This is a genomic window from Aliigemmobacter aestuarii (assembly GCF_004799285.1).
In the GTDB taxonomy this organism is placed as follows: Bacteria; Pseudomonadota; Alphaproteobacteria; order Rhodobacterales; family Rhodobacteraceae; genus Aliigemmobacter; species Aliigemmobacter aestuarii.
Genome location: NZ_SSND01000001.1, coordinates 614772 through 639665 on the forward strand (window position 1 = coordinate 614772; position 24894 = coordinate 639665).

The 24894-nt window shown below is 68.3% G+C and carries 29 protein-coding genes; 20 read left to right on the forward strand and 9 right to left on the reverse strand.

From position 1 onward, the window contains the following. Window positions 1-84: 84 nt before the first annotated feature. Genes E7811_RS02870 through E7811_RS02880 form a run of 3 tightly spaced genes read left to right on the forward strand, consistent with a single transcriptional unit; the run spans window position 85 to window position 2909 of the window. The gene (locus E7811_RS02870) at window positions 85-1131 is read left to right on the forward strand and encodes a PdxA family dehydrogenase (protein WP_136393074.1); all 1047 of its coding nucleotides are present in this window, start codon (window positions 85-87) and stop codon (window positions 1129-1131) included. Further along, complete coding sequence (locus E7811_RS02875) at window positions 1131-2210, forward strand: tartrate dehydrogenase (RefSeq protein ID WP_136393075.1); 1080 nt, start codon at window positions 1131-1133, stop codon at window positions 2208-2210. Before E7811_RS02870 ends, E7811_RS02875 begins: the two co-directional genes overlap by 1 nt. A gap of 51 nt (window positions 2211-2261) precedes the next feature. After that, entirely contained in the window at window positions 2262-2909 is a 648-nt protein-coding gene (locus tag E7811_RS02880) for a class I SAM-dependent methyltransferase (protein ID WP_136393076.1), read from the forward strand. On the opposite strand, the gene E7811_RS02885 is transcribed toward E7811_RS02880, so the two are convergent. Beyond that, a complete protein-coding gene (locus E7811_RS02885; RefSeq protein WP_136393077.1) occupies window positions 2897-3826 on the reverse strand; it encodes a LysR substrate-binding domain-containing protein in 930 nt (309 codons plus the stop codon). The two genes, E7811_RS02880 and E7811_RS02885, sit on opposite strands and share 13 nt — an antisense overlap. A 107-nt stretch (window positions 3827-3933) precedes the next feature. Here E7811_RS02885 and E7811_RS02890 point away from each other — a divergent pair, with 107 nt between their 5' ends. Genes E7811_RS02890 through E7811_RS02905 form a run of 4 tightly spaced genes read left to right on the forward strand, consistent with a single transcriptional unit; the run spans window position 3934 to window position 7828 of the window. Then, a complete protein-coding gene (locus tag E7811_RS02890; protein ID WP_136393078.1) occupies window positions 3934-5094 on the forward strand; it encodes an acyl-CoA dehydrogenase family protein in 1161 nt (386 codons plus the stop codon). Next, complete coding sequence (locus E7811_RS02895; protein WP_136393079.1) at window positions 5094-6188, forward strand: CaiB/BaiF CoA transferase family protein; 1095 nt, start codon at window positions 5094-5096, stop codon at window positions 6186-6188. Before E7811_RS02890 ends, E7811_RS02895 begins: the two co-directional genes overlap by 1 nt. Window positions 6189-6191: 3 nt before the next feature. Further along, window positions 6192-7028, forward strand: coding sequence for an FAS1-like dehydratase domain-containing protein (locus E7811_RS02900; protein WP_136393080.1), 837 nt, complete (start codon window positions 6192-6194; stop codon window positions 7026-7028). After that, the gene (locus tag E7811_RS02905; protein ID WP_136393081.1) at window positions 7019-7828 is read left to right on the forward strand and encodes an HpcH/HpaI aldolase/citrate lyase family protein; all 810 of its coding nucleotides are present in this window, start codon (window positions 7019-7021) and stop codon (window positions 7826-7828) included. The genes E7811_RS02900 and E7811_RS02905 overlap by 10 nt, the downstream gene beginning before the upstream one ends. Window positions 7829-7832: 4 nt before the next feature. Here the strand turns inward: E7811_RS02905 and E7811_RS02910 are convergent, their stop codons facing one another. Next, window positions 7833-8486 carry a hypothetical protein gene (locus tag E7811_RS02910; protein ID WP_136393082.1) on the reverse strand — a complete coding sequence of 218 codons (654 nt, stop codon included), beginning with the start codon at window positions 8484-8486 and terminating at the stop codon, window positions 7833-7835. A 156-nt stretch (window positions 8487-8642) separates the two neighbouring features. Here E7811_RS02910 and E7811_RS02915 point away from each other — a divergent pair, with 156 nt between their 5' ends. The 3 genes from E7811_RS02915 to E7811_RS02925 all read left to right on the forward strand — a co-directional run bounded on the left by E7811_RS02915 (window position 8643) and on the right by E7811_RS02925 (window position 11330). Beyond that, on the forward strand, window positions 8643-9683 hold the full coding sequence (locus E7811_RS02915) for an aldo/keto reductase (protein ID WP_136393083.1): 1041 nt from the start codon (window positions 8643-8645) through the stop codon (window positions 9681-9683). A gap of 115 nt (window positions 9684-9798) precedes the next feature. After that, window positions 9799-10812, forward strand: coding sequence for a hypothetical protein (locus E7811_RS02920; RefSeq protein ID WP_136393084.1), 1014 nt, complete (start codon window positions 9799-9801; stop codon window positions 10810-10812). Next, on the forward strand, window positions 10800-11330 hold the full coding sequence (locus tag E7811_RS02925) for a lipocalin family protein (RefSeq protein WP_246020181.1): 531 nt from the start codon (window positions 10800-10802) through the stop codon (window positions 11328-11330). Before E7811_RS02920 ends, E7811_RS02925 begins: the two co-directional genes overlap by 13 nt. On the opposite strand, the gene E7811_RS02930 is transcribed toward E7811_RS02925, so the two are convergent. Further along, entirely contained in the window at window positions 11327-12190 is an 864-nt protein-coding gene (locus E7811_RS02930; RefSeq protein ID WP_136393085.1) for a helix-turn-helix domain-containing protein, read from the reverse strand. The two genes, E7811_RS02925 and E7811_RS02930, sit on opposite strands and share 4 nt — an antisense overlap. A 99-nt stretch (window positions 12191-12289) precedes the next feature. Here E7811_RS02930 and E7811_RS02935 point away from each other — a divergent pair, with 99 nt between their 5' ends. Genes E7811_RS02935 through E7811_RS02945 form a run of 3 tightly spaced genes read left to right on the forward strand, consistent with a single transcriptional unit; the run spans window position 12290 to window position 14319 of the window. After that, the gene (locus E7811_RS02935; protein ID WP_136393086.1) at window positions 12290-12499 is read left to right on the forward strand and encodes a DUF2061 domain-containing protein; all 210 of its coding nucleotides are present in this window, start codon (window positions 12290-12292) and stop codon (window positions 12497-12499) included. Further along, window positions 12486-13382: a fatty acid desaturase gene (locus E7811_RS02940; RefSeq protein ID WP_136393087.1), complete on the forward strand. Its 897-nt coding sequence runs from the start codon at window positions 12486-12488 to the stop codon at window positions 13380-13382. Before E7811_RS02935 ends, E7811_RS02940 begins: the two co-directional genes overlap by 14 nt. A gap of 40 nt (window positions 13383-13422) precedes the next feature. Continuing rightward, entirely contained in the window at window positions 13423-14319 is an 897-nt protein-coding gene (locus tag E7811_RS02945) for an EamA family transporter (protein ID WP_136393088.1), read from the forward strand. 6 nt (window positions 14320-14325) lie between these two features. Here the strand turns inward: E7811_RS02945 and E7811_RS02950 are convergent, their stop codons facing one another. Together E7811_RS02950 and E7811_RS02955 are read right to left on the reverse strand one after the other, a co-directional pair. Further along, the gene (locus E7811_RS02950; protein WP_136393089.1) at window positions 14326-15015 is read right to left on the reverse strand and encodes an NUDIX hydrolase; all 690 of its coding nucleotides are present in this window, start codon (window positions 15013-15015) and stop codon (window positions 14326-14328) included. After that, window positions 15008-15415: a DUF983 domain-containing protein gene (locus E7811_RS02955; protein ID WP_136393090.1), complete on the reverse strand. Its 408-nt coding sequence runs from the start codon at window positions 15413-15415 to the stop codon at window positions 15008-15010. The genes E7811_RS02950 and E7811_RS02955 overlap by 8 nt, the downstream gene beginning before the upstream one ends. Before the next feature lie 184 nt (window positions 15416-15599). Between E7811_RS02955 and E7811_RS02960 the strand changes: the two genes are divergently transcribed. The 4 genes from E7811_RS02960 to E7811_RS02975 all read left to right on the forward strand — a co-directional run bounded on the left by E7811_RS02960 (window position 15600) and on the right by E7811_RS02975 (window position 17881). After that, window positions 15600-16235, forward strand: coding sequence for an EF-hand domain-containing protein (locus E7811_RS02960; protein ID WP_246020183.1), 636 nt, complete (start codon window positions 15600-15602; stop codon window positions 16233-16235). 89 nt (window positions 16236-16324) lie between these two features. Further along, window positions 16325-16930 (forward strand): RNA polymerase sigma factor, encoded by a 606-nt coding sequence (locus tag E7811_RS02965; protein WP_168732909.1) that lies wholly within the window; start codon window positions 16325-16327, stop codon window positions 16928-16930. Then, window positions 16927-17319 (forward strand): dihydroorotate dehydrogenase, encoded by a 393-nt coding sequence (locus E7811_RS02970; protein ID WP_246020185.1) that lies wholly within the window; start codon window positions 16927-16929, stop codon window positions 17317-17319. The genes E7811_RS02965 and E7811_RS02970 overlap by 4 nt, the downstream gene beginning before the upstream one ends. A 73-nt stretch (window positions 17320-17392) precedes the next feature. Next, the gene (locus tag E7811_RS02975; protein WP_136393091.1) at window positions 17393-17881 is read left to right on the forward strand and encodes a periplasmic heavy metal sensor; all 489 of its coding nucleotides are present in this window, start codon (window positions 17393-17395) and stop codon (window positions 17879-17881) included. Window positions 17882-17906: 25 nt separating this feature from the next. Here E7811_RS02975 and E7811_RS02980 read toward each other — a convergent pair whose 3' ends face one another. Further along, the gene (locus E7811_RS02980; protein ID WP_136393092.1) at window positions 17907-19313 is read right to left on the reverse strand and encodes a diguanylate cyclase; all 1407 of its coding nucleotides are present in this window, start codon (window positions 19311-19313) and stop codon (window positions 17907-17909) included. A gap of 127 nt (window positions 19314-19440) precedes the next feature. Here E7811_RS02980 and E7811_RS02985 point away from each other — a divergent pair, with 127 nt between their 5' ends. The 3 genes from E7811_RS02985 to E7811_RS02995 all read left to right on the forward strand — a co-directional run bounded on the left by E7811_RS02985 (window position 19441) and on the right by E7811_RS02995 (window position 22173). Continuing rightward, a complete protein-coding gene (locus E7811_RS02985; RefSeq protein WP_136393093.1) occupies window positions 19441-19722 on the forward strand; it encodes a DUF3572 domain-containing protein in 282 nt (93 codons plus the stop codon). 79 nt (window positions 19723-19801) lie between these two features. Further along, window positions 19802-20494: an HAD family hydrolase gene (locus tag E7811_RS02990; protein WP_136393094.1), complete on the forward strand. Its 693-nt coding sequence runs from the start codon at window positions 19802-19804 to the stop codon at window positions 20492-20494. Window positions 20495-20616: 122 nt separating this feature from the next. Beyond that, window positions 20617-22173, forward strand: a complete 1557-nt coding sequence (locus E7811_RS02995; protein ID WP_136393095.1) for a trimethylamine methyltransferase family protein — start codon at window positions 20617-20619, stop codon at window positions 22171-22173. 317 nt (window positions 22174-22490) lie between these two features. On the opposite strand, the gene E7811_RS03000 is transcribed toward E7811_RS02995, so the two are convergent. The 3 genes from E7811_RS03000 to E7811_RS03010 are packed head-to-tail and all read right to left on the reverse strand — an operon-like array spanning window position 22491 to window position 24893. Continuing rightward, complete coding sequence (locus tag E7811_RS03000; RefSeq protein ID WP_136393096.1) at window positions 22491-23504, reverse strand: histone deacetylase family protein; 1014 nt, start codon at window positions 23502-23504, stop codon at window positions 22491-22493. A 1-nt stretch (window position 23505) separates the two neighbouring features. After that, window positions 23506-23964: a GNAT family N-acetyltransferase gene (locus E7811_RS03005; RefSeq protein ID WP_136393097.1), complete on the reverse strand. Its 459-nt coding sequence runs from the start codon at window positions 23962-23964 to the stop codon at window positions 23506-23508. Then, window positions 23964-24893 (reverse strand): BKACE family enzyme, encoded by a 930-nt coding sequence (locus E7811_RS03010; protein ID WP_136393098.1) that lies wholly within the window; start codon window positions 24891-24893, stop codon window positions 23964-23966. Before E7811_RS03010 ends, E7811_RS03005 begins: the two co-directional genes overlap by 1 nt. Between the last annotated feature and the right edge of the window lies 1 nt (window position 24894).

Here is a 24894-nt window from a genome sequence, read left to right on the forward strand (position 1 = left end):
TGCCGATTATAATCCATTATTGTTGACATTAATCAATATTCACTTTCATAAAATGATGAAATTGACGACAGAGCGAGGCGCCCCATGAACACCAAAGCCCCCCAAGCCGCGCTGGAACGGCCGGTTCTTGCCCTTGTGCCCGGCGATCCGACCGGGATCGGCCCGGAACTGGTGGCGCGCGTCCTTGCCGATGGCCGGATGCAGGAGGTGGCCAGGCTTCTGCTGATCGGCGACCAGCGGGTGGTCGAAATGGGAATGCGGCAGGCCGGCGTCAGCCTTCACCTCGCGCTGATCGACACGCCCGACGAGGCCGTGTTCGACACGGGGACCGTGCCGATGATCGACCTGGGCAACCTGGACCCCGCGACCTTCGCCATCGGCCGCCCGGACCCGGACGTTGGCCGCAAGGTGGGCGACACGCTGGCCGCCGCGGTGCGCCTTGCGCAGGCGGGCGGCGTGCGGGGCGTGACCTTCGCGCCGCTGCACAAGAAGGCGATGTTCGATGGCGGCTGGCGGTTTCCCGACGAACACCAGCTTTTCGCGCATCTGATCGGCCACAACGGCCTGTTCCGCGAGATGAACGTGCTGGAAGGCCAGTGGATGAGCCGCGTCACCTCGCACGTCTCTCTGCGCGAGGCGCTGGACCTTGTGACCGAGGACAACATCTGCAACTCGTTGCGGCTGACCGACCGTGTGCTGCGCGCCGCCGGCATCGAGGCGCCGCGCATCGCGGTGGCCGCGCTGAACCCGCATGGCGGCGAGGGCGGGCTGTTCGGCCGCGAGGAGATCGAGATCATCGCCCCCGCCATCGCACGGATGCAGGCCGAAGGGATCGACTGCCGCGGCCCCTACCCTTCGGACACCGTCTATATCAAGGCCTTCAAGGGCGAGTTCGACAGCGTCGTGGCGATGTATCACGACCAGGGCCAGATCGCGACCAAGCTGCACGGCTTCAACAAGGGCGTGACCGTCACGGCGGGCCTGCCGATCGTCTTCACCACCCCCGCGCATGGCACCGCATATGACATCGTGGGCCAGGGGATTGCCGATACAGGCGCGATGGAAAGCGCGATCCGCCTCGCGGCCCGGCTGGCCACGCGCCAGAACCAGACCATCGAGGAGACTGCATGATGACGAAAAGGACGCACCGGATTGCCGTGATCGCCGGTGACGGGATCGGAACCGAGGTGATGCCCGAAGGCGTGAAGGTGCTGCGCGCCGCCGCCGAACGGTTCGACATCGGCCTTGCCTTCGAGGAACATGATTTCGCCTGCTGCGACTATTACGCAAGGCATGGCCAGATGATGCCGGACGACTGGAAGGACCGCATCGGCGATACCGACGCGATCTTCTTTGGCGCGGTCGGCTGGCCCGATACGGTGCCTGACCACATCTCGCTCTGGGGGTCGCTCCTGAAGTTCCGGCGCGAGTTCGACCAGTACGTGAACCTGCGCCCGGTCAAGCTGATGCCGGGCGTCGCCTCGCCGCTGGCCGGGCGCGGACCGGGCGACATCGACTTCTGGGTGGTGCGCGAGAACACCGAAGGCGAATATTCCTCGATCGGGGGGCGGATCTTCGAGGGCACCGACCGCGAGGTGGTGGTGCAGGAAACCGTGATGACCCGGCAAGGCGTGGACCGCGTGCTGCGCTTTGCCTTCGACCTTGCGATGAAGCGGCCCCGGCGCAAGCTGACCTCGGCCACCAAGTCGAACGGGATCTCGATCACCATGCCCTATTGGGATGAACGGGTGGCCGAAATGGCGCGCGCCTATCCCGATGTGAAGGTCGACAAGTTCCATATCGACATCCTGACCGCGCATTTCGTTCTGCACCCGGACTGGTTCGACGTGGTCGTGGCCTCGAACCTGTTCGGTGACATCCTGTCGGATCTGGGTCCGGCCTGCACCGGGACGATCGGCATCGCGCCCTCGGGCAACATCAACCCCGACCGCCGCCATCCGTCGCTGTTCGAACCGGTCCACGGATCGGCCCCCGATATCGCGGGCAAGGGCATCGCGAACCCGGTGGGCCAGATCTGGGCCGGGGCGATGATGCTGGATCATCTGGGCCATGCCGAGGCCGCGGCGGCGATCGTCGCCGCGGTGGAAAGGACGCTCGCCGATCCGGCGACGCGCACGGGCGACCTCAAGGGCACGGCGAACACCGTCCGCTGCGGCGACGCGATCCGCGACGTGCTTCTGGCCGGATAGGGGCGACGGGCGGACAGGTGCAATCGGGTGCGGAACGTGGCATCAGGGGGAATGGCACCGCAGACCGCCCTTGACGTGATCCGCGCCGAACTGGCCCCGCTGGCCGGGCAGTCGATCCTCGACATCGGCTGCGGCGCGGGGGCGCTTGTCGCCCCGCTGCGGGCAGAGGGCGCGCTGTGGCGCGGGCTGGACCCCGGCCGCGGGCCACCCGACCTGCCCGTGGACCGCGTGGGGGCCGAGGCGATGCCCTACCCCGACGCCAGCTTCGACGCGGCGATCTGCGTGAACGCGCTGCATCATGTGCCGGTCCCGATGATGGACCGCGCCCTGACCGAAGCCGCGCGCGTCCTGCGCCCCGGCGGCCGGCTGGTGGTGATCGAACCCCATGCCTCGGGCGCCCTGTCGCGGGTGATCGCGGTGGTTGATGACGAAACCCTGATCCGGCAGGCGGCACAGCGGGCGATGGACCGGTGCCGCGCCCTCCGGCAGGTCCGCGCCGATGATTATGACCGCGTCGAACACTACCGCGACTTTTCCGAATTCTGCGACCGGATCGCCGCCGTCGTTCCGGGCCGCGCGGGCCTGATCGCCGAACGGCGCGCGGCCCTTGCCGAGGCGTTCGAGGCGCTGGCGGGCCATGACGCCGGGCGCCGGACGCTGGCACAGCCGATGTCGGTCCGGGTGTTTCAGCCCGCCTGAACGGCGCGCGCCCCCGCCCAGTGGCCGCCCGCGACCAGATCGGCCACCACCTCGCGCAGAAGGTGGCGCACCGCCTGCTGGGCGCGCGTCATGGGCCGGCCCGAGGGGCTGGCCAGATGCGCGCCCCGCCACAGGCCCGGCGCCGCGATCCGACTGACGGCAAGCCGCCCCTCGCGCGCGTCGGCCGCCACCGCATGAACCGGCAGGATCGACGCGCCGAACCCTGCAGCCACCAGTTGCTTGATGTTGGAATAGGAATCGATCTCGACCGCGATCCGGGGCGAAAGCCCGCGTTCGACCAGCGCCGCGTCGATCTGTCTGCGCAACCCATGCGCGGCACTGGGCAGCACCAGCGCCTCGTCCGCCAGGGCGGCAAGGTCGACCTCGGCCCCGTGCCCCCGGTCGGGCGGGGCAAGGATCACCAGTTCCTCTTCCAGAAGCGGCTCCGAGCCGATCCCCTCGTCCGGGGATCGCGCGTAAAGCACCGCCAGATCGACACGTCCTTCGCCCATCCAGTCGGCGATGAAGCCGCTCATCGCTTCGGCGATGGTCAGCCGGATCGCCGGGAAACGGTCCCGCGCGGCCATCAGCAGGGGGACGGTGACGATCCCGCTGATCGTGCCGGGCAGGCCGATCCGCACCAGCCCGCGGGGTTCGCGGTCAAGCCCGCGCACGTCCTCTTCGACCCGCGCCAGATCGTCCAGGATCATCCGCGCGCGGCGCGCCAGCAGAAGCCCCGCCTCGGTCGGGGTGACGCCGCTCCGGCCCCGATCCAGAAGCCGCGTGCCCAGCTGTTCCTCGACCGTCTTCAGATGCAGGGAAAGCGCGGGCTGCGCCACGTTCAGACGCCGCGCCGCGCCGGTGATCGACCCCTGCTCGACGATCTCGACGAAATAGCGAAGCTGCCGTAGGTCCATCCCGCGCGTCCATACAGTTTCATTATGGAAAGCATCTAGAACATATATTTGCGCTGTGGCAACCCGCGCTTTAGACCGGATCGGGCAGGAACCGCAGGGCAAGGACCATGACAGCGACAACCGACCCGTATCAGGACCTTCGTGACGGCGTCCGCGCCCTTTGCGCGGAATTCCCGCCCGAATATCACCGTCGCATCGACGCAGAACGCGGTTATCCCGACGCCTTCGTCGAGGCGCTGACGCGGGCCGGATGGATGGCCGCGCTGATCCCGCAGGACTACGGCGGGTCGGGCCTTGGCCTGACCGAGGCCAGCGTGATCATGGAGGAAATCAACCGCGCCGGCGGCAATTCCGGGGCTTGCCACGGCCAGATGTACAACATGAACACGCTTGTCCGGCACGGATCGGAGGAACAGCGCCGCCGCATCCTTCCCAAACTCGCCAGCGGTGAACTGCGGCTGCAGTCGATGGGCGTGACGGAACCGACGACCGGCACCGACACGACGAAGATCAAGACCACAGCGGTGAAGAAGGGCGACCGCTATGTGATCAACGGCCAGAAGGTCTGGATCAGCAGGGTGCGCCATTCCGACCTGATGATCCTTCTGGCGCGCACCACGCCGCTGGCCGAAGTCACGAAGAAATCCGAAGGGCTGTCGATCTTTCTGGTCGACATCCGCGAGGCGATGGGTTCGGGGATGGAGGTCCGGCCGATCCCGAACATGGTCAACCACGAAACCAACGAACTGTTCTTCGACGACCTGGAGATCCCCGAGGAAAACCTGATCGGCGAAGAGGGACAGGGGTTCAGATACATCCTGACCGGCCTCAATGCCGAACGCGCGCTGATCGCGGCGGAATGCATCGGCGACGGCTACTGGTTCACCGACAAGGTGACCGCCTATGTGAAGGAACGCGAGGTCTTCGGCCGACCGATCGGGCAGAACCAGGGCGTGCAATTCCCCATCGCCGAGGCCTTCATCGAGATCGAGGCCGCCAACCTGATGCGCTACAAGGCCTGTGCGCTGTTCGATGCCGGCCAGCCCTGCGGCGCCGAGGCGAACATGGCCAAGTACCTGGCCGCCAAGGCCAGTTGGGAAGCGGCCAATGCCTGCATCCAGTTCCACGGCGGCTTCGGCTTTGCCTGCGAATACGATGTGGAACGCAAGTTCCGGGAAACGCGGCTTTACCAGGTGGCGCCGATCTCGACCAACCTGATCCTGTCCTATGTGGCCGAGCATGTGCTTGGCCTGCCGAGGTCGTTCTGATGCGGCCGCTGGAAGGATTGCGCGTCATCGCCCTCGAACAGGCGGTGGCCGCGCCCTTCGCCTCGTCCCGGTTGGCCGATGCAGGGGCCGAGGTGATCAAGGTGGAACGGCCGGGGGGCGATTTTGCGCGCGGCTATGACGATGCGGCGCAGGGCCAGTCCAGCTATTTCGTCTGGCTGAACCGCGGCAAGCAAAGCGTCACGCTGGACCTTGAGGGCGAGGCGGGGCGCGCGGTCCTGCGCGGGCTTTTGCAGGGCGCCGACGTGCTGATCCAGAACCTGAAACCCGGCGCGCTGGCGCGCCTGGGGTTTGCACCCGCCGACCTGCGCCGCGCCGATCCGCGTCTGATCACCTGTTCGATCTCGGGCTATGGCGAAGCCGGCCCTATGGCCGACCGCAAGGCCTATGACCTTCTGATCCAGGCCGAAAGCGGGCTGTGTTCCATCACCGGGGGGCCGGACGAACCGGCGCGGGTCGGGATTTCGGTCGTCGACATCGCGACCGGCGCGACCGCCCACGCGGCGATCCTCGAAGCGCTGATCCGGCGCGGGATCACCGGCGAAGGGGCGGAAATTTCGGTGTCGATGTTCGATGTGATGGCCGACTGGCTGGCGGTGCCGCTGTTGCAGCACGAAGGCGGCAAGCCGCCCCGGCGGCTGGGTCTGGCCCATCCGTCGATCGCGCCCTATGGCGTGTTCCGTCCCCGCACGGGTCCGCCGATCCTGATCTCGATCCAGAGCGACAGGGAATGGCGCGCGCTTTGCGCCGAGGTGATCGGGGATGCAGCGCTGGCCGACGATCCGCGCTTTGCCGGCAATGTCGCGCGGGTGGCGAACCGGGCGGAAACCGATGCGCTTGTCGCCCGCGCCTTCGCCCGGATGGACGGGGACGAGGCGACGGCGCGGCTGGACCGCGCGGGCATCGCCTTCGGCAGGCTGAACGACATGGCGGGCCTGTCCACGCATCCGCATCTGCGGCGGATCACGGTGAACAGCCCGAACGGCCCGATCCGCCTGCCCGCCCCCGGCGCGCGACTGGTGGGCGAGGACCGCGATTACGGGCCTGTCCCGGCCCTGAACCCGGCGAAGGGATGACCCATGCAGATCGACATTGACCATCTCCGCCAGTGGATCGGCCGCGAGGAACGTGCGACCGAATGGCTTTCCGCCGGGTTGGCCCGCCAGTTCAACGCCACCTTCGACCGCGAGGCGCCGTGCGATGAAGGTGACGAGGCGGCGCTTCTGGTGCACTGGTGCCTTGCGCAGCCCGCCGCGCCCACGGCCTCGCTTGGCCCCGACGGTCATCCGGCGCGGGGCGGCTTTCTGCCGCCGGTGCCCCTGCCCCGGCGGATGTGGGCGGGGGGCGCCTTCCGCTTTCACGCGCCGATCCGGGTGGGCGATCTGGTGGAACGGGTTTCGACGATCCGCGACGTGACGCTGAAACAGGGGCGGACCGGCCCCTTGTGTTTTGTCACCGTGGACCATGCGATTTCCGCCAATGGCCAGCCCGCACTGACCGAACGGCAGGACATCGTCTATCGCGAGGTGACAGCCGCGGCGCGGGTGGCCCCCGCCGAACCCGCCCCCGAGGCACCGCACCGGCGCCGGATCACGCCATCGGCCACGCTCTTGTTCCGCTATTCCGCCATGACGTTCAACGGCCACCGCATCCATTACGACAAACCCTATGCAACCGACGTGGAGGGCTATCCGGGCCTTGTGGTGCATGGGCCGATGCAGGCCACGCTGCTGTGCCAGTTCGCGGCCGACCTGCGCGGAGCGATGCCGGAACGCTTCGACTACCGCAGCCTGTCGCCGCTGTTCGACGATGCCGACATGCTCTGCTGCGCGACGGACGAGGGGGATGGCCTGAAACTCTGGACGGCGCGGCCGGGCGGCCCGGTCGCGATGGAGGCGGTGGCGGAATGGTCCTGACCGTCCGCGCCCCGCTGTTCGTGCCCGCCGACCGGCCCGACCGATTTGCCAAGGCTGCCGCCTCGGGCGCGGATGCGATGGTCCTCGATCTTGAGGATGGCGTGGCCGCCGGGGCCAAGGCGCAAGCCCGTCAGGCGGTGACGGCGGGGTTCACCGGCCTGCCGGTGATCCTGCGGATCAATGCGGCGGGGACCGAATGGCACAAGGCCGATCTGGCCGCCGCGGGGGCGGGCGGATTTGCCGCCGTGATGCTGCCCAAGGCCGAAGACCCGGCCGGGGTCGCGGCGGTTCTGGCCGCGCTGCCGGCTGTCCCGCTCATCCCCCTGATCGAGACGGCGCGCGGGCTGGCCGGGGCGCGGGCCCTCGCCGCGCTGCCGGGGGTGGTGCGGCTGGCCTTCGGATCGCTCGATTTCTGCGCCGACATGGGCTGTGCGCATCGGCGCGACGTGCTTTTGCCGGTGCGCGGCGAACTGGTTCTGGCGTCACGGATCGCGGGGATCGCGCCGCCGCTGGACGGGGTGACGGCGGCTATTGGCGATGCCGAGGCGGTCGCGGACGATGCCGCCCACGCGCGCGACATGGGCATGACCGGCAAGCTGTGCATCCATCCCGCACAGGTCGCGCCAATCCTGCGCGCGCTTGCGCCTTCGCCGGGGGAAATCGACTGGGCGCGCCGGGTGCTGGCCTCGGGCGACGGGGCGGCGGTGGTGGACGGGCGGATGACGGATGAACCGGTGCGGCGACGGGCGCGGGCCGTTCTGGCCGCCGGAAGGGGCGAAGGCGGCGGGCACGGGGCATGACCGCTCAGGGCCAGCCCGGCGGGCTGTCGGGCCGCACCTCCAGCCTGCCCGCCTCGGTCTCGGCCAGCGCCCAGGCGGCGGGCGGGTCCATCCGGGCGCGGCGGCGTTCCAGCCGCCACCGCCCCGGCGGCAGGACCTGTGACGCCAGCCCCGGCCCCTCGCCCGGCGCGGGTGCCATGTGCCAGCGGGTTTCCACCCCCGGCGCGCCGCCATCGCCCGGCAGCAGGAGAAGGCACAAGGGCGCCACGCGACGGCGCAGATGGCCTTCGCCCCCGGCGGCCAGGTGCAGACGCCGCACCGCCGTCAGCCCCGGCACACGGTCGGCATCGATCACCACCACAGCCAGCGCATCGGCCCGCAGCGCCTCTTCTGCCGACCACAGCAGATCCTCGGGCCGTCGCGCAAGGCCAAGGATCAGCCGCGAAGGCTCGGCCATCCCGCACAGCCCGTCGGGGCAGATGCGATCGGGCTGCCAGGCGCTGTGCAGCCACAGGACCGGGCCATCGGTCGCCGCCAGCGCCATCGCCGCAAGCGACCGCCGCGACAGGCCGCAGAATTCATGCACCCGCCCGCGCACCAGCGTCATCCCGCCGGGAAGCGCCACCGAAGGCTCGGGCCGCGCGGGGCGGCCACGGGGATCAAGAAGCCGAGTCGTCATGGCGGAAATCTGCCATGTTCCGCAAATGTTCTCAATCCCGACGGAAATCCCCGCCGCCCTTTCCCCGCCGCCCTTTCCCCGCTGCCCTTTCCCGCCCCCCTTGCCCTTGCGGCCCTGCTGTCTAGTCTGGGCACCAAGAAGGAGAAATGACTGCCGATGAAACAGATCCCCCTTGGCCGGACCGGCCTGACCGTTTCCGAATATTGCCTGGGCACCATGACCTGGGGCACCCAGAACACCGAGGCCGAGGCGCATGAACAGATCGCCCATGCGCTGGATCGCGGGGTGAATTTCTGGGACACGGCCGAGATGTATCCCACCAACCCGGTCAGCGCCGAAACCATCGGCGATACCGAGACGATCATTGGCAACTGGTTTGCAAGGGGCGGGCGCGACCGGGTGGTGCTGGCCACCAAGATCACCGGCGAGGGCCAGAAGGCCGTGCGCGACGGCGCGCCGATCACCGGGGCCACGATGCGGACGGCGGTCGAAGCGTCGCTGCGGCGACTGAAGACCGATTACATCGACCTCTACCAGCTGCACTGGCCGAACCGGGGCAGCTATCATTTCCGCCAGATGTGGCGCTATGCGCCGCAGTTCCAGGACCCGGCCGAGGTCCGCGCGAACATGCACGAGGTGTTGCAGGCCGCCGCCGATCTGGTCGCCGAAGGGAAGATCCGTGCGATCGGCCTGTCGAATGAAAGCGTCTGGGGCGCGGCCAACTGGCTGGCCCTGGCCGAGGCGCATGGCCTGCCGCGCATGGGGGCGGTGCAGAACGAATATTCGCTGCTATGCCGCCAGTTCGATACCGACTGGGCGGAATTTTCGGTGCTGGAAGACATGCCGCTTCTGGCCTTCTCGCCCCTGGCCTGCGGGCTTCTGTCGGGGAAATACGCAGGCGGCGTGATCCCGGACGGATCGCGCCGGACGCGCACGCCCGAACTGGGCGGGCGGATCACCGAACGGGTGTTCGAGGCGGTGTCGGCCTATCTGGGCCTTGCGCGCGACCACGGGCTGGACCCTTGCCAGATGGCGCTGGCCTTCACCCGGTCGCGCCCCTTCCAGACGATCCCGATCATCGGCGCGACCACGATGGAGCAGCTCGCCACCAACATCGCCGCCGCCGACCTGACGCTGGACGCGGACGTGCTGGCCGGGATCGACCGCATCCACAGGGCCTTCCCCGCCCCGTTCTGAGACCGCATCCTTCGGCACTCTGCCGCCCGCCGGGGGCGCGGGCGGAAGGCGGGGCTTGCAACAGGGGGCAGGTTCGGGCCTATTGGCAGAAAAACAACGAACAGGCCCCTTTCCGATGCGTCATGCCCTTTCCGCGCTGCTGATCGGCCTTGCCATTGTGCTGGGCGGCTGCACGCCCGTGGGCACCGGCAAGCCGGACGGCGCCGCGACCGCGACGGGCGGCATCCCCGGTCTTCCGGGATCGGACCAGCGGACGGTTCCGGCGCAGGCGGCGGCAACGGGGGATCTGGTGGCATGGTCCGCCGAACAGTCGGTTCAGGCGGGCCCTGCGACGGATGGCGCGGCACTGGCAGATGCCCCTCCCCCCGTGGCAGAAGCGGCCGCGCCACGCAGGGGGCCGTTCGGCTTTCTCGGGCTGGGGCGGCGCAGCGCGACCGGGGAGGCCGCCACAGCCGCGCCCGTGACCGAAACTGCCGCAGAAACCGTCGCCATATCTGAAACGGCGCTTCCGGTCGCCCCGCCGCCCACATCGCCGCCCACATCGCCGGATGCGGCAGAGGTGGCGGCCGCCGGCCTGCCCGAAGCCGCCGCATCCGCTGCGACGGCGGCAGAACCGGCCCCGGAACGAAAACCGCTGTTCAGCTTTCTGGGGCTCGGCAAGCGCAAGGCCGCCGACGCGCCCGCCGCTGATCCGGCCGCGCCGGGGGCGGCTGCCTTCGACACCAACGGCGATCCGCTGCAATCGGCAACCGTCGATGTCCTGCCCGCCACCGGATCTGCCACCGGACCGGCGACCGATGCCGCCAACGATCCGGCAAAGGCGCGCACGCCCGAACAGGATGCGGACCTGATCGAAACCGCCACCACCCCCGCGCCCGAAGTGCCGGAGGCCCTGAAAAGCGCGGCCCAACGGGCCTGCGAACGCGGCGGTGGCACCTACAGCAAGGCGAAATCCGCCTTCCTTTGCGTGCGGCCCACACGCGATGCCGGCAAATCCTGCCGCACCGGGCGCGACTGCGACGGCTATTGCCTTGCCCGGTCCAGAACCTGCGCCCCGATCGCGCCGCTTCTGGGCTGCCACGAGATCATTCTGGACAACGGGGTGAGGACGACACAGTGCCTAGAGTAACGATTGCCCTCATCCTTGCGCTGGCCCTTGCGGGCTGTGCCGCGCCGCGCCCCAAGGTGGAAGGCTTCCGCGATGCGGGCGCGGGGCTTTATTCCAATGCGGTGCTCGACCCGGCACGGATCGCGGGCGACTGGGTGCAGGTGGCGGCCTTCGCCGCGCCGAACGCTGCGGCCTGTGCACCCGGCCGCGTGTCCCTGGCCCCTGCGGCGGGCGGCTATGATGCCGATGTGGCGCTGTGCCTGCCGCCGGGCCGGGCCGAATTCCGTGGCCGGGCCGAAATGCCGGTGCCGGGCCGCATCACGCTGTCGGGCGCCGATCCGCAGGGCGTGGGCGAGCCGTGGTGGATCGTCTGGGTCGATGTCGATTACCGCACGATGGCGATCGCCACGCCCTCGGGCCGGTTCGGGTTCATCCTGAACCGCGACGGGCGGCTGCCGCAGGACAGGTTGACCGCCGCGCGCGAGGTGTTCGACTGGGGCGGATATGACCTGACAAAACTTCGCCTTCTGGGCGGCTAGGCCGAAATCGTATCCCGCAGCGCGCGCAGATGCGCGGGCACCTCGCGCGCGCCGATCGCCGCCTCGCGCACGAGCCAGTCGAAATGGCCGCTGATGCTGGCCACGCGGGCGCTGTCGCGAAAGGCGATGTAGTGCCGTCCCAGATAGACCACCGCCAGAAGCGGGCCGAAGACGGTGACCGGGGCGGAAAACACCCGCCGCGCATCGAAGAGATAAAGCCGCAGCGCGGGATAAAGCTGTTCGGTCAGGCCGATCAGCCGATCGATCTGTTCGATCCGAACCGGCGCGGGCAGCCCCCGGTAATAGCCCTCGCCCCCCGCGAAGGAGACGAGTTCGTGCAGCGGCAGCGCGATCTCGTAATCCGACCGCGCCCCACGCATCCAGTCCAGCCGGTCGCGGAAGGCCCCCAGGGCCTGTTCGGCGGTGCGCCCGATGTGGGGCTCGTATTCCCATTCCACCAGCGCGCGGGTCTTCAGCATGTCGGGCAGGGTCGCGGGAACATGGCGGATCTTGTAGCCCGCCGCCTCCTGGTGCCAGCCGAAGATCGTCTCGTCGATCAGGGCGCGGGGGGCCTCGGTGATCGAAAGCGAGGTGGCCAGAAGGGCGGCCAGACGTTCGGGCCGGTCGCTCAGACCCAGCAGCCAGTCGGCGCTGACCCCGAGCGCGGCGGCACATTCGGCTACCACCTGCGCATTCGGCATCCGCGCGCCCTCGCCGCCCAGAAGCTGGGAAATTGTGGAGCGATCCACCCCCACCCGGCGGGCGAGCGCGGCCTGATTGCTGCCCGCCTCGGCCATCGCCTGCGCGAGCCTTTCGCGGAACAGGCGCGAGCGGTCGCGTTTGTCGTGAATTTCCTGCATGCGTTTTCTTTTATCACATTCGGTGAAAAATGTTAACCAAACACCGGATACCCCCGCAAGACCCGATCCGCTAGTGATCCGGAAACGGCAGGTCGGATCATGGACACCCCTCAACGCACTCTTCTGAAAGCGATTCTGTGGAATCTTCTCGGCCTCGTGACGATGAGCCTCGTGGGCCTTGCGATGACCGGATCGGCGCTTCTGGGCGGCGGGATGGCGATCCTGAACACGGTGATCGGGGTGACCTGCTACATCGCCTACGAGCGGGTCTGGAACGCTGTCGCATGGGGGCGTCATGGCCAGAACTGAACCGGTTGTGGAATGGCCCACGCTGCTTGTGCTACTGGCCACCTATGTCCTGTGGGCGCTTGGCACGACCTGGCTTTACGGCTGGTCGCCGGTTGCGGGGATCGTGCTGACCACGCTTGCCATCGCGCAATTCTCGTCGCTGCAGCACGAGGTGCTGCACGGCCATCCCTTCCGCAACCCTGCCGTGAACGAGGCGCTGGTCTTTCCGGGGCTGACGCTGACGGTGCCCTATGGCCGGTTCCGCGACACCCATCTGGCGCATCATCACGATCCGATCTTGACCGATCCCTATGACGATCCGGAATCGAACTATTTCGATCCGAAGGTCTGGGCGCGCCTGCCGGGTTGGGCGCAGGTGCTGTTCCGGGCGAACAACACGCTTCTGGGGCGGATCACGCTGGGGCCGATCCTGGGCAATGTCCTGTGGATCCGGTCCGAGCTGGCGCTGATCCGGGCCGGGAATGCCGCGGTCCGGCGTGACTGGGCGCTGCACGGGGCGGGCGTGGTTCTGGTCGTGCTATGGCTCTGGCCCGCGGCGATGCCGTGGTGGGCCTATCTGCTGGCCGCCTGGGGCGGGCATGGCCTGCTGAAGATCCGCACCTTCTTGGAACACCGCGCGCATGAGGCCGCGCGCGCCCGCACCGTGGTGATCGAAGACCGGGGGCCGCTGGCGCTTTTGTTCCTGAACAACAACCTGCATGTCGTCCATCACACGCACCCGGCGGTGCCGTGGTACCGGCTGCCCGCGACCTATGCGGCGAACCGCGACCATTACCTGCGCCGCAACGAAGGCTATCGCTATGCCAGCTATGCCGAGGTCTTCCGCCGCTACCTTCTGCGCGCGAAGGATCCGGTGCCCCATCCGCTGATGCCGAAGGACTGACGGGCTTTCCATCACCCCCGGCCCGTGCCATGCATGCGCGATGGAAACCTGGGTTCTGGTCACCATCCTTGCCGCGGCCTTGCAGACGCTGCGCTTCGGCCTTCAGAAGCAGCTGAAGGGCCTTGGCCTTTCCACCAGCGGCGCGACGTTTTCGCGCTTCATCTTCGCGGTCCCATTGGCGGCGGCGGGGTGCGCAGTGCTGATGGGTCTCAGGGGCTATCCGCTGCCCGATCTGGCACCCGGCTTCTGGCTGTGGGTGATGATGGGCGGGCTTGGGCAGATCATCGCCACCTTCTGCACCGTCGCGCTGTTTTCAGAACGCAGTTTCGCGGTGGGCATTGCCTTCACCAAGACCGAAACCGTGCAGGTCGCGGCCTTTTCCATGCTGCTTCTGGGCGAGGCCGTATCGGCCCCCGGCCTGCTGGCGATCCTTGTCGGACTCGTGGGTGTGCTGCTTTTGTCGCGGCCCAAGGGCGGCTGGGGCGCCACGGGCCTGTTCAACCGGGCGATGGGGCTTGGCCTGCTGGCGGGTGGCCTGTTCGGCCTGTCGGCGATCGGCTATCGCGCGGCCACGCTGGCCGTGCCGGTCGATGATCCGCTGTTCCGCGCGACCTTTGCGCTGATGTGCGTGACCGGGTTCCAGACGCTGGCGATGGCGCTGTGGCTGCGGCTGCGCGAACCGGGCGAGATCACCCGCGTCGTTTCGATCTGGCGGGCGACCCTGTGGGTGGGCGTGACCGGAGTGCTGGGTTCGCTGGGATGGTTCACCGCCTTCACGCTGCAGAACGCGGCCTATGTCCGCAGCCTTGGCCAAGTGGAGCTGATCTTTTCGCTGCTGGTGTCGATCCTGATCTTCAAGGAACGCGCCAGCCTGCGCGAACTGGCGGGGATGGCGCTTCTGGCGTTGTCCATCGTCGGGATCGTGCTGGCCGCCTGAGGCCGGTCAGGCCAGCCGCCGGAAGGTCGGGACCGCCCCCGAATTGTCGAAGAAGGGCACCCCGTCGTCGCGGGCCGGGTCCTTCAGGATGACGCCGACCTCGGCCAGAACCACCTCGGTGATGAAAGGCAGGTCCAGCTTGCGCACCTCGGTCAGCGCGATCCAGTGCAGATGCGACAGTTCCTCGGACGCGGCCGAGAAATCGTCGATATCGCCGGGAACGGATGACGCGGGCACAAGGAAGAAACGCGCGTCGAACCGGCGCGTGCGGCCGGGCGGCGTGATCGCGCGAAAGATAAAGCGCAGCCCTTCGGCCCCGGGGACAAGGCCACGGGCGGCAAACCCGGCCCAGTCGTGGCCCTGATCGGCGGGCGGTTCGCCCGGCCATTGCCCCGGGCGGCCCAGGGCAAGCCCGGTTTCTTCCCACAGCTCGCGGATCGCGGCGGCGGCCAGTGCCTCGGCCGAGGGACCGCCGGGCGCGGCAAGCGACAGGCGCGCGCGGCAACGGTCGGCCAGCGGCGCGGCCAGGATCACGTCACGGTCGGCAGGGTCCACCGCCCCTCCGGGAAAGACGAATTTCGACGGCATGAAGGCCGCCCCCGCCCCGCGCTGGCCCATCAGCACCTCGGGGCCGGCCGGGCCTTCGCGCCACAGGATCACCGTGGCCGCATCGCGAACCGGCAGGTCCTCAGTCACCGCCGCCGAACCCGTGCATGCGCTTGGCCCACTGGATCGCGACCATGATCCCCTTCATCCGGGGCAGCAGATACAGCGACAGCGCCACGGTGCCGATCGAGAAGATCGTGGTCAGCACAAGTGGATCGGGGCGGAACTTGACGAAGGCCCAGAGGATCAGAGGCGCCATCAGGTGACCCACGATGAGGATCGTAAGATAGGCCGGGCCGTCGTCTGCCCGCTGGTGATGCAGGTCCTCGCCGCAGACGGTGCAGGTATCGCGCACCTTCAGGTAGCCGCGCAGCAGCGGGCCCTTGCCACAACAGGGGCAACGCCTGCGCCAGCCGTGCATGAGGGCGGTGGAAAGGTCTCGTTCTTCGGCGGGGGCCGCGTCGATCGCGGCGATGTGGGTGTCTGTCATGGCTGTCGCACTGTTCCTGGTCCCCGGAACATAGGCCCCTGTTCAGGGAAAGTAGAGGGCGAAGGCGGGGCTTGCGTCCCCATGTCGCAAAAAATTGCCACCGCCGCGACGGAAGCGGCCACGCGGAGCGTTCAAGTTCCAGAAGGCAGCGGACCTGCCTTGATCGGAAAAACAGGAGCCGACGATGAAAAAGCAGATGATTCTTTCCACTACCGCACTTGCCGCCGTGATTGCCGTTGCCTTGGGCAGCGCCGCGATGGCCGACCGGGGCGGAATGGGCCGCATGGGCATGATGGATGGCGCCGGTCCCTTCGCGCAATTCGATTTCGCGGCCGTCGACACCAACGCGGACGGCAAGATCACGCCCGAGGAACTGGCCGCCCACCGTCAGGCGCGCATCGACGGGCTTGATGCCGACAAGGACGGCAAGATCAGCGCCGCAGAGCTTCAGGCGATGGAAATGGCCGGGGCCGAGGCCCGCGCCAAGGCCCGCGCCGACCGGATGCTGGAACGCATGGACGCCGATGGCGACGGGTTCCTGACCGCCGCCGAGCTTTTGGCCGGTGGCGGCATGGGTGGCGGCATGGATGCGGGCGGGCGGATGTTCGACCGCGTGGATGCCGACGATGACGGCGCGATCACCCAGGCCGAGATCGACGCCGCACGCGAGACCATGATGGAACGCATGGGTGACCGGATGGGTGGCGGCATGGGCGACCGGATGGGCGGCGGCCATGGCCGTGGCGGTCATGACCATGGCGGATACGGTCGCGGCCAAGGTGATGGTCAGGGTCGCGGCTGGGGCATGGGGAACAACTGATCCCCACGCCCGACGGGCGGTGCGGGGGCTGATCCCCACTCCGCGCCGCCTGTTTCCCGCCCCATGCGACTGCGCTAGCATGATCCGCGATGCCCATGCCCTATGACGCCCATTCAGACCAGTCCGACGAAACCCTGCTGGCGCTATTCGCCGCCGGGGATCGCGCGGCGGCGCGGGCGCTGACGCTCAGGCTTGCGCCGCGCGCGCTGGCCTATGCCGCCCGCATCCTGGGCGACCGGGCCGAGGCCGAGGATGTGGCGCAGGAAGCGATGCTGCGGCTCTGGCGCATCGCTGCCGAATGGCAGACCGGACAGGCGCAGGTCTCGACCTGGCTGTTCCGGGTGGTGACGAACCTGTGCACCGACCGGCTGCGCCGCCGCCAGCGCCGCCCCTCTGTCGCGCTCGACGATGCGCCCGAAGTGGCCGACGTGCAGGCAGGCGCCGTGGCCGCGCTGATCGAGGCCGACCGGATGGCCGCGCTTCAGGCAGCGCTTGATGCCCTGCCCGACCGGCAACGGCAGGCGGTTGTGTTGCGCCACATCGAAGGCCTGACGAACCCCGAGATCGCCACCGTGATGGAGATCGGCGTCGAGGCGGTGGAAAGCCTGACGGCGCGGGGAAAACGGGCGCTGGCCGGACTGCTTGCAGGACGCCGCGCCGATCTGGGATACGAGGACGAGGAGGGCCAGGAATGACCCGCAGGATGACAGACGATCAGCTTGACGATCTTTTCGCAACCGCGCGCGAGACGCGGGCCGAAGCATCGCCCGATTTTCTGGCGCGGGTGCTGGCCGATGCCTATGCCGCGCAGCCCGAGCCCGACACGACACCCGCCGCGATGCCTGCGGCTTTGGCGCCTCGCGCTGCGCCGCCCGGCCTCTGGGCGCGACTGTCGGCGGCCTTCGGCGGCAGCTTCGGTCTGGCTGGCGTGGCGACGGCGGGCCTTGCCGGGGTCTGGCTGGGATTTGCCCCGCCGGCGGGCCTTTCGCCCCTGACCGAAACCCTGTTGCCCGTCACCGCGACGGCGGCGATCGGCGTGGACCTGATGCCGGGGCTTGACGATTACTGGACAGATGAGGGCTGATGCGATGACCGGAGCCGATCCCCTTTCCCCTCCGCCTGTTTCCCCGTCCCCCGCCCCTGCCCCGCAAGGCGGCATGTCGCGCGGCTGGAAAATCGCCTTTGCCCTGTCGGTGGCGCTGAACCTGGCGGTTCTCGGCCTTGTCGCGGGGGCGTTCCTGCGGCACGGCGGGCCGATGATGCAACCCGGCGCGGTGGCCGATGGCGGCTTCGGCCCCCTGGCCGAGGCGCTGGAGGATGACGACCGGCGCGGCCTGCGCCGCGATTTCCTGTCCACCCGGCCCGATATCCGCGAGATCCGCAAGGAACGCCGGGTGGATGCGGCGCGGCTTCTGACGGCGCTCAGGGCCGAACCGTTCGATCCCGCCGCGCTGCAATCGGCCCTGGCCGAAGCCTCGCGCCGCACCGCCGACCGGATCGCCGATGGCCAGTCCTTGCTGGTCAAGCGGATCGCCGCGATGACACCGGAAGAGCGCGCGGCCTTTGCCAACCGTCTGGAACGGACGCTGAGCCGCGGGCACGACCGCGATGCTCGGGATGATCGGGACGGCAACGGCCGGAACTGACCGGGCTTCCAGGCGCACAGCGCCCTCAGGCTGCCGACTGGCTAACCGTGATGCGGTTTCGCCCGGCGGATTTCGCGGCCATCAGCGCCCGGTCGGCGCGGTCGACCATCGCCATCACGGGTTCGGCCCGCATCGGCAGCGCGCCCTTGTCGCTGATGGCAAGACCGATCGAGGCCGTCACCGTCAGAAGCCCGCCTTCCGGCAGCGTGACGGGACGATCCTCAAGCACCCGACACAGCCGTTCGGCCAGCCCGCGCGCGCCGTCGGCATCGGTGTCGGGAAGGACCACCAGGAATTCCTCGCCCCCGATCCGCGCCAGAAGGTCGCCAGAGCGCAGCGCGGCGCGCAGACGGGCGGCCACTTCCACCAGCACCGTGTCGCCCGCCGCATGGCCCCAATCATCGTTCACCGCCTTGAACCGGTCGAGGTCGATCAGCATCACCGCGAAATCCAGCCGCTGTGCCGCGGCATCCTCGGCGATCCGGGTCAGGCGCTGCATCGCGTATCGGCGGTTGTAAAGCCCGGTCAGCGGGTCGATCATCGACAGGCGCAGCCCATCTTCGACCGAGGCGCGCAGCCGGTCGGCCTTGCGCTTGCGGCTGGCGAGCCGCGAAAGGCGCAGCGCGATCTCGTCCGGGTCGGCCGGTCCCTCGACGATCTCGTCCGCGCCAAGGTCATATAGCGCGGCGACATCGCCCGCCCCGGCCGGAACGATCAGGCAGATCGGCACCTGCCCGCCGCCGCCCCGGCTGTGCAGGTCGGCCACAAGTTGCCGCCCGACGCCATCATCGTCTGACCCGTCCAGTTCGATCAGGATCGCGTCATGTCGCGCCGACCGGCCAAGCGACTGCGCAGCCGCCATATGGCCCAGCAGATCCTCGCGCGAGACGATCTGCACCCGTTCCGCCATCAGCCGCGAAACGGCCTGCCGCAGCACCACCCCCCCCTGGCGGCGAAGCGACAGGATCGCCACCGATCCGTGATGCTGGAATTCGGCCGCGGCATCCGCCAGACCAAGCCGCATGTCGGCAAATCCCTTGGGCGCGAGCTGCGCGTTCTGACCCCGCGCACGCTGGAGCCCGCGCATCCGTGCAAGAAGCGTCGCGGGCGCGACGGATTTCGGCCAAAGCTCCGCGGCCCCGGCGCGCAGGGCCAGATAGCGGGTCGCCGCCGTCGGCCTGTCGGACAGGGCAAGCACCGGCACGTCGGCCAGATCCGGATCGTCGCCAAGCACTGCGATCACCTGCGCCGCGGGCATGTCGCGCAGGTCGTGGTCAAGGATGATGAGTTCGGGCGGATGCTGGCGGGCCGCCTCGATGCAGGCCCGGCCGGACGCAACCGCCTTAACCTGATAGAAGGCCTGTTCCAGCCTTGACTTCAGGACGATGCGGTTGGCCGCGATTTCGTCAGCGATGATGACACTGCCCGGCATGGGAGCGTTTGTTTCCTGAATTGCGCCTGTTTCCAGCTAGCGCGTGATTGGTTAAGAATTCCTTTCCGAATTGCATTCGAAGCGCCGGACTTCGGTAACGATACGTTGGGAAAGAGGGGTGCGTGGCATGATCAGGCAGGAAACCGCCGAGACGCTGGCCTTGCAGGCCCTGGGTTGGCTGGCCGCGAATGACGAGTTGTTGCCGGTCTTTCTCGGCTCCACCGGGGCCTCTGTCGATGACTTGCGGAAGGGCGCGGGCGATCCCGAATTCCTGGGTTCGGTCCTGGATTTCATCCTGATGGACGACCAGTGGGTGATCGCCTTCTGCACCGATGCGGGGCTGGCCTTCGACCTGCCCGCGCGCGCCCGCGCGGCGCTGCCGGGCGGGATGCAGGAACACTGGACCTGAGACAGCTTGCAAAGCCCGCCGGGCCCCGACAGACTGCACCCGGCAGACTGCACGGCAAAGTGCGATTTCGGGGGCAGGAATGATTGACGGTATCGTCTTCGACAAGGACGGCACGCTGTTCGATTTCCGCAAGAGCTGGGGCGCATGGGCGCAGGCCTTCCTCCATTCGGTCGCCGATACGGCGGACGAGGCCGCGGCCCTTGGCGGCATGATCGGCTTCGACCTGGCCCGGGGAGAGTTCGCCAATGACAGCCCGGTGATTGCCGGAACCGCGTCCGAGATCGCCGAATGCCTCTTGCCTGCCCTGCCCGGATGGGAGTTCGGCGATCTGGTGGCCCGGATCAACGGCGAGGCGGCCCAAGCGCCGATGGCCGAGGCGGTGCCGCTGGCGGCGACGCTGGGTGCGCTCAGGAACCGGGGGCTGAAGCTGGGCCTCGCGACGAATGACACCGAGGCCCCCGCGCGCGCGCACCTGGACCGGCACGGCATCACGCCGCTGTTCGATTTCATTGCCGGGTATGATTCCGGACACGGGCCGAAACCCGGTCCGGGCATGTGCCTTGCATTCCTGCGCGAAACCGGGCTGCAACCGCATCGCGTGGCGATGGTGGGCGACAGCCGCCATGACCTGCAGGCCGGACGCGCCGCCGGGATGCGCACGGTAGCCGTGCTGACCGGAATCGCCGAGGCCCCGGAACTGGCCGATCTGGCCGACGTCGTGCTGCCCGATATCGGCGCGCTTCAGGGCTGGATCGACAGCCTGGACGGCTGAGCCTCATCGGAAATCAAAAAACGACGCTTTCGCGTCGCATTCCTTGTGCTCTTCCCGGTCGCATTTCCGCCATTCTGCACGCAACCGCGAAACGCATCGCGGATTCCGACGGAGACCGGGGAATGACCGAAGAACAAGGCCGCAAACGCCGTGCCGGGGGCCGCGCCGGCAACAAGAGCCGCGCGGGCAGCGCCGTCATCGACCAGATGCCCTGGCGCATCCCGGTCAACACCGACCGGCCGACCGAACCGCTGGACACCGACGGCGTGCATGCCATCCACCGCGGCGCGATGCGGGTTCTGAAAGAGATCGGGATCGAGATCCTCAATCCCGAGGCGCTGGAAATCTTCCGCAAGGCCGGTTGCATCGTCACCGGCGAAAACGTCCGCATGGACGAGGATTTCGTGATGGAGATGGTCGGCCATGCGCCGGAAACCTTCACCATCACCCCGCGCAACCCCGCGCGCGAGATCGTCATCGGCGGCCGGAACATGGTGTTCGTCAACGTCTCGTCTCCGCCCAATGCCTGGGACCTGGAACGCGGCAAGCGCACCGGCGATTTCGAGACGTTCAAGGAATTCTTGAAGCTGACGCAGTATTTCAACTGCATCCATGTGGCGGGCGGCTATCCGGTGGAGCCGGTCGACATCCACCCCTCGATCCGGCATCTGGACTGCCTGTTTGAAAAGCTGACCCTGACCGACAAGGTCTGCCATGCCTACAGCCTGGGTGCGGAACGGGTCGAGGATGTGATGGAGATGGTCCGCATCGCGGGCGGGCTGTCGCATTCCGAATTCGACGCGCGCCCGCGGATGTATACCAACATCAACTCGGTCAGCCCGCTGAAGCATGACTATCCGATGCTGGACGGCGCCATGCGCCTTGCCCGGCGCGGCCAGCCCGTGATCGTCACGCCCTTCACGCTGGCGGGCGCGATGGCCCCGGTGACGATGGCGGGCGCCGTGGCCCTGTCGATCGCCGAAGGGTTGTCGGCCATTGCGCTTTTGCAATACATCAACCCCGGCTGTCCGGTGGCGATCGGCACCTTCACCTCGAACGTCGACATGAAATCGGGCGCGCCCGCCTTCGGCACGCCGGAATACATGCGCGCAACGCAAATGACCGGCCAGCTTGCGCGCTTCTACAAACTGCCCCTGCGGTCGTCGGGCGTCTGCGCGGCGAATGTGCCCGACGGGCAGTCGATGTGGGAAACCTCGAACAGCCTCTGGGCGGCGGTGCAGTCGCGGTCGAACCTCGTCTATCACGCGGCGGGCTGGCTGGAGGGCGGGCTGATCGCGTCCCCCGAGAAATTCGTGATGGATTGCGAAGTCTTGCAGATGATCCAGCGCTATTTCGAGGATAGCGTGACCGCCACGACCCCCGACGACATCGCCTTTGACGCGATCCGCGAGGTGGGCGCGGGCGGGCATTACTTCGGCTGCCAGCACACACAAGACCGCTATTCGACCGCCTTCTATGCGCCCTTCGTGTCGGACTGGCGGAATTACGAGGCCTGGGCCGCCGATGGCGCGCACTGGACGCCGGAACGCGCGCACCGGATCTACAAGGCGATCATGGCCGAGTTCGAGGCGCCCGAGATCGACGGCGCCGCGCTGGAGGAACTGACCCGCTTCGTCGCCCGCCGCAAACAGGAAGGCGGCGCGCCCACGGATTTCTGAGGGGGGCGTTTGAGGCGAAGGGAGGGCTGCAATCGGGTCAAACCGGCCCCTAGCGCCGTCACGCAATACGGAAAAAATCGTCGACCTTTGCCCGGAACAGCCGCGCAAGCGGCCCGGGCCGCGCCCGACCGCCCCCCAGGGCGGGCGCGATTGCGACGGTGCTGCGGGTTCAGCCGTTCGATGTGTCTGGCACAATAAAGCGCCAGGCCACAGACGGTGAAGCGCCCACCCTCGGTCGGTCGCGGCCCTACTGGGGCGATTGTCCGCACCGTCCGCAGTGCGAACCTCTATGCAAAAGGCAGCAAAGGTCCGCCCCCTCAGAACGCCCGCAGCACCGCCTCGAGGTTGTCGCCGAGTTCAGGGCACAGGTAGCCGCCTTCCTGCACGATCACCGTGGGCAGGCCCGCCCCCGCCACCATCGCGCCGATCCGGGCGAAGCCGGGGGTGGAAACGCGCAGGCCGCCGAACGGGTCGCCCTCGAACGCGTCAAGGCCCAGGGCCAAGACCAGCGTGTCGGTGCCATGCGCGGCCACCGCCCGCAGGGCCACATCAAGCGCGGCCATGAATCCGTCATCCCCGGTGCCGCGCGGCAGGGGCAGGTTCAGGTTCGCCCCCTTTCCCGCGCCCTCGCCGGTTTCCGAGGCATAGCCCCAGAAGAAGGGATAGAACCGTTCGGGATCGGCGTGGATCGACAGGGTCAGCACATCACCCCGGTCATAGAAGATGCCCTGCGTGCCGTTGCCGTGGTGCAGGTCGACGTCGAGGATCGCCACCCGCCGCCCGGCATCCACAAGACGCTGCGCCGCGATGGCGGAATTGTTCAGATAGCAGAAGCCCCCCGCCAGTTCGGCAAAGGCATGGTGCCCCGGCGGGCGCGACAGGGCATAGGCGGCGCGTTCCCCCGCCAGCACCAGATCGGCGGCATGGATGGCGCTTTGCGCGCTCCAGTAGGCGGCATCCCATGTCTCGGCCGAGATCGGGCAGGAGGTGTCGGTCATGTGGAACCCGGCCTGCCCGACGGCGGATTTCGGGTATCCGTCGGTGCGGTTCGCAGGGTGGATGTTCGGGATCACCTCGGCGCTGGCGCCTTCGATCCGGCTCCAGCGGGTGAAGATGTTCTGCAGGAAGGTCAGGTAGCGGTCGGGATGGATCGCCGCGACCGGTGCCAGCCCGGCATCGGGGGGGGACACAACCGGCCCGCCGATGCGGCGGACGGCGGCCATCAGGGCATCGATCCGGGCGGGCTTTTCCGGGCAGGGTTGCGGCGCGCCGGATGACAGGAACATCTGCGGATCATGGCTGCGCTGGCGGTCGTCATATACGGTGATCATGTCATTTCAGGGCCTCCAGCCCCGCCCCGTCGAGAATGAGGAAATCATAGCCGCGCGGGCGAAAGCCCAGCTTGTCATAGACGGCGCGCGCCGCCCGGTTCGCAGGATCGACCCCCAAAGTGACATAGCCCGCGCCCCAGTCCTGATGCGCCATCGCCGCCGAAAGCAGCCTGCGCCCCACGCCGCGCCCGCGCGCCTCGGGCAGGACATAGAAATCCTGCACGAAAAGACCCGGTTGCCCGCGATGGGTGGAATAGTCGGGATAGAACAGGATCATCCCCAGGACCTGCCCCGTATCCTCGGCCAGGAGCGCGTGAAACAGCGGGCGCGGCCCGAACCCGTGGGCGACAAGCGTTTCGACAGGCCCGACGGGCCCGCCGCCGTCATGGTCGGACAGCGCCTGCAACAGCGTGTGCAGCGTGGCCGCATCCGCGCGCGTGACGGGACGGCAGGCGATCATCAGAAGGCCACCCTGTCGGCGCCCTTCAGGCCCAGCATCGCGCGCGCCTCGGCTGGGGTGGCGACGACACGGCCCAGGCGCTCGATGATCTCGCGGATGCGGATCACCTGTTCGGCGTTCGATTTCGCCAGAACGCCCTTGTCGATGTAAAGGTTGTCCTCAAGGCCCACGCGCACGTGGCCCCCCATCGTGGCGGCCATGGTGGCCATCGGCACCTGCGCCCGCCCCGCAGCCAGGACCGAGAACATGTAGCCGTCGCCGAACAGCCGGTCCGCCGTCTGCTTCAGAAGGACAAGCATCGCCGGGTCCGCCGCCATGCCGCCCAGAACGCCGAAGACGAACTGGATGTAAAGCGGCCCGCTGACCGCGCCCCGGTCCACGAAGTGCTTCAGCATGTAGAGATGCGAGACGTCATAGCATTCGAACTCGAACCGCGCGCCGCGTTCGGCGCCCATCACCCGCAGCACATGGGCGATGTCGCGGGGCGTGTTCTTGAACACGAGGTCGTCGGAGTTTTCAAGGAACGGGCGTTCCCAGTCGTGCCGGAACTCCTTGATCCGGGCGATCATCGGATAGAGGGCAAAGTTCATCGTGCCCATGTTCAGGCTGCACATCTCGGGCTGAAATCGCATCGGCCCGGCAAGGCGCTGGTCCAGCGTCATCACCGCCGAACCGCCTGTGGTCATGTTCACCACGCCGTCGCAGCCCGCCTTGATCGCCGGCAGGAAGCCCGCCCAGTTGTCCGGATCGGACGAGGGGCGCCCGTTCGACGGATCGCGCGCATGCAGGTGCAGGATCGTGGCGCCCGCGCGCGCCGCGTCGATGGCCTGCGCCGCGATGTCTTCGGCCGTCACAGGCAGGTATGGCGATTGCGAGGGCACATGGATCGACCCCGTGATCGCGCAGGATATGATGATCCGGTCGTCCATC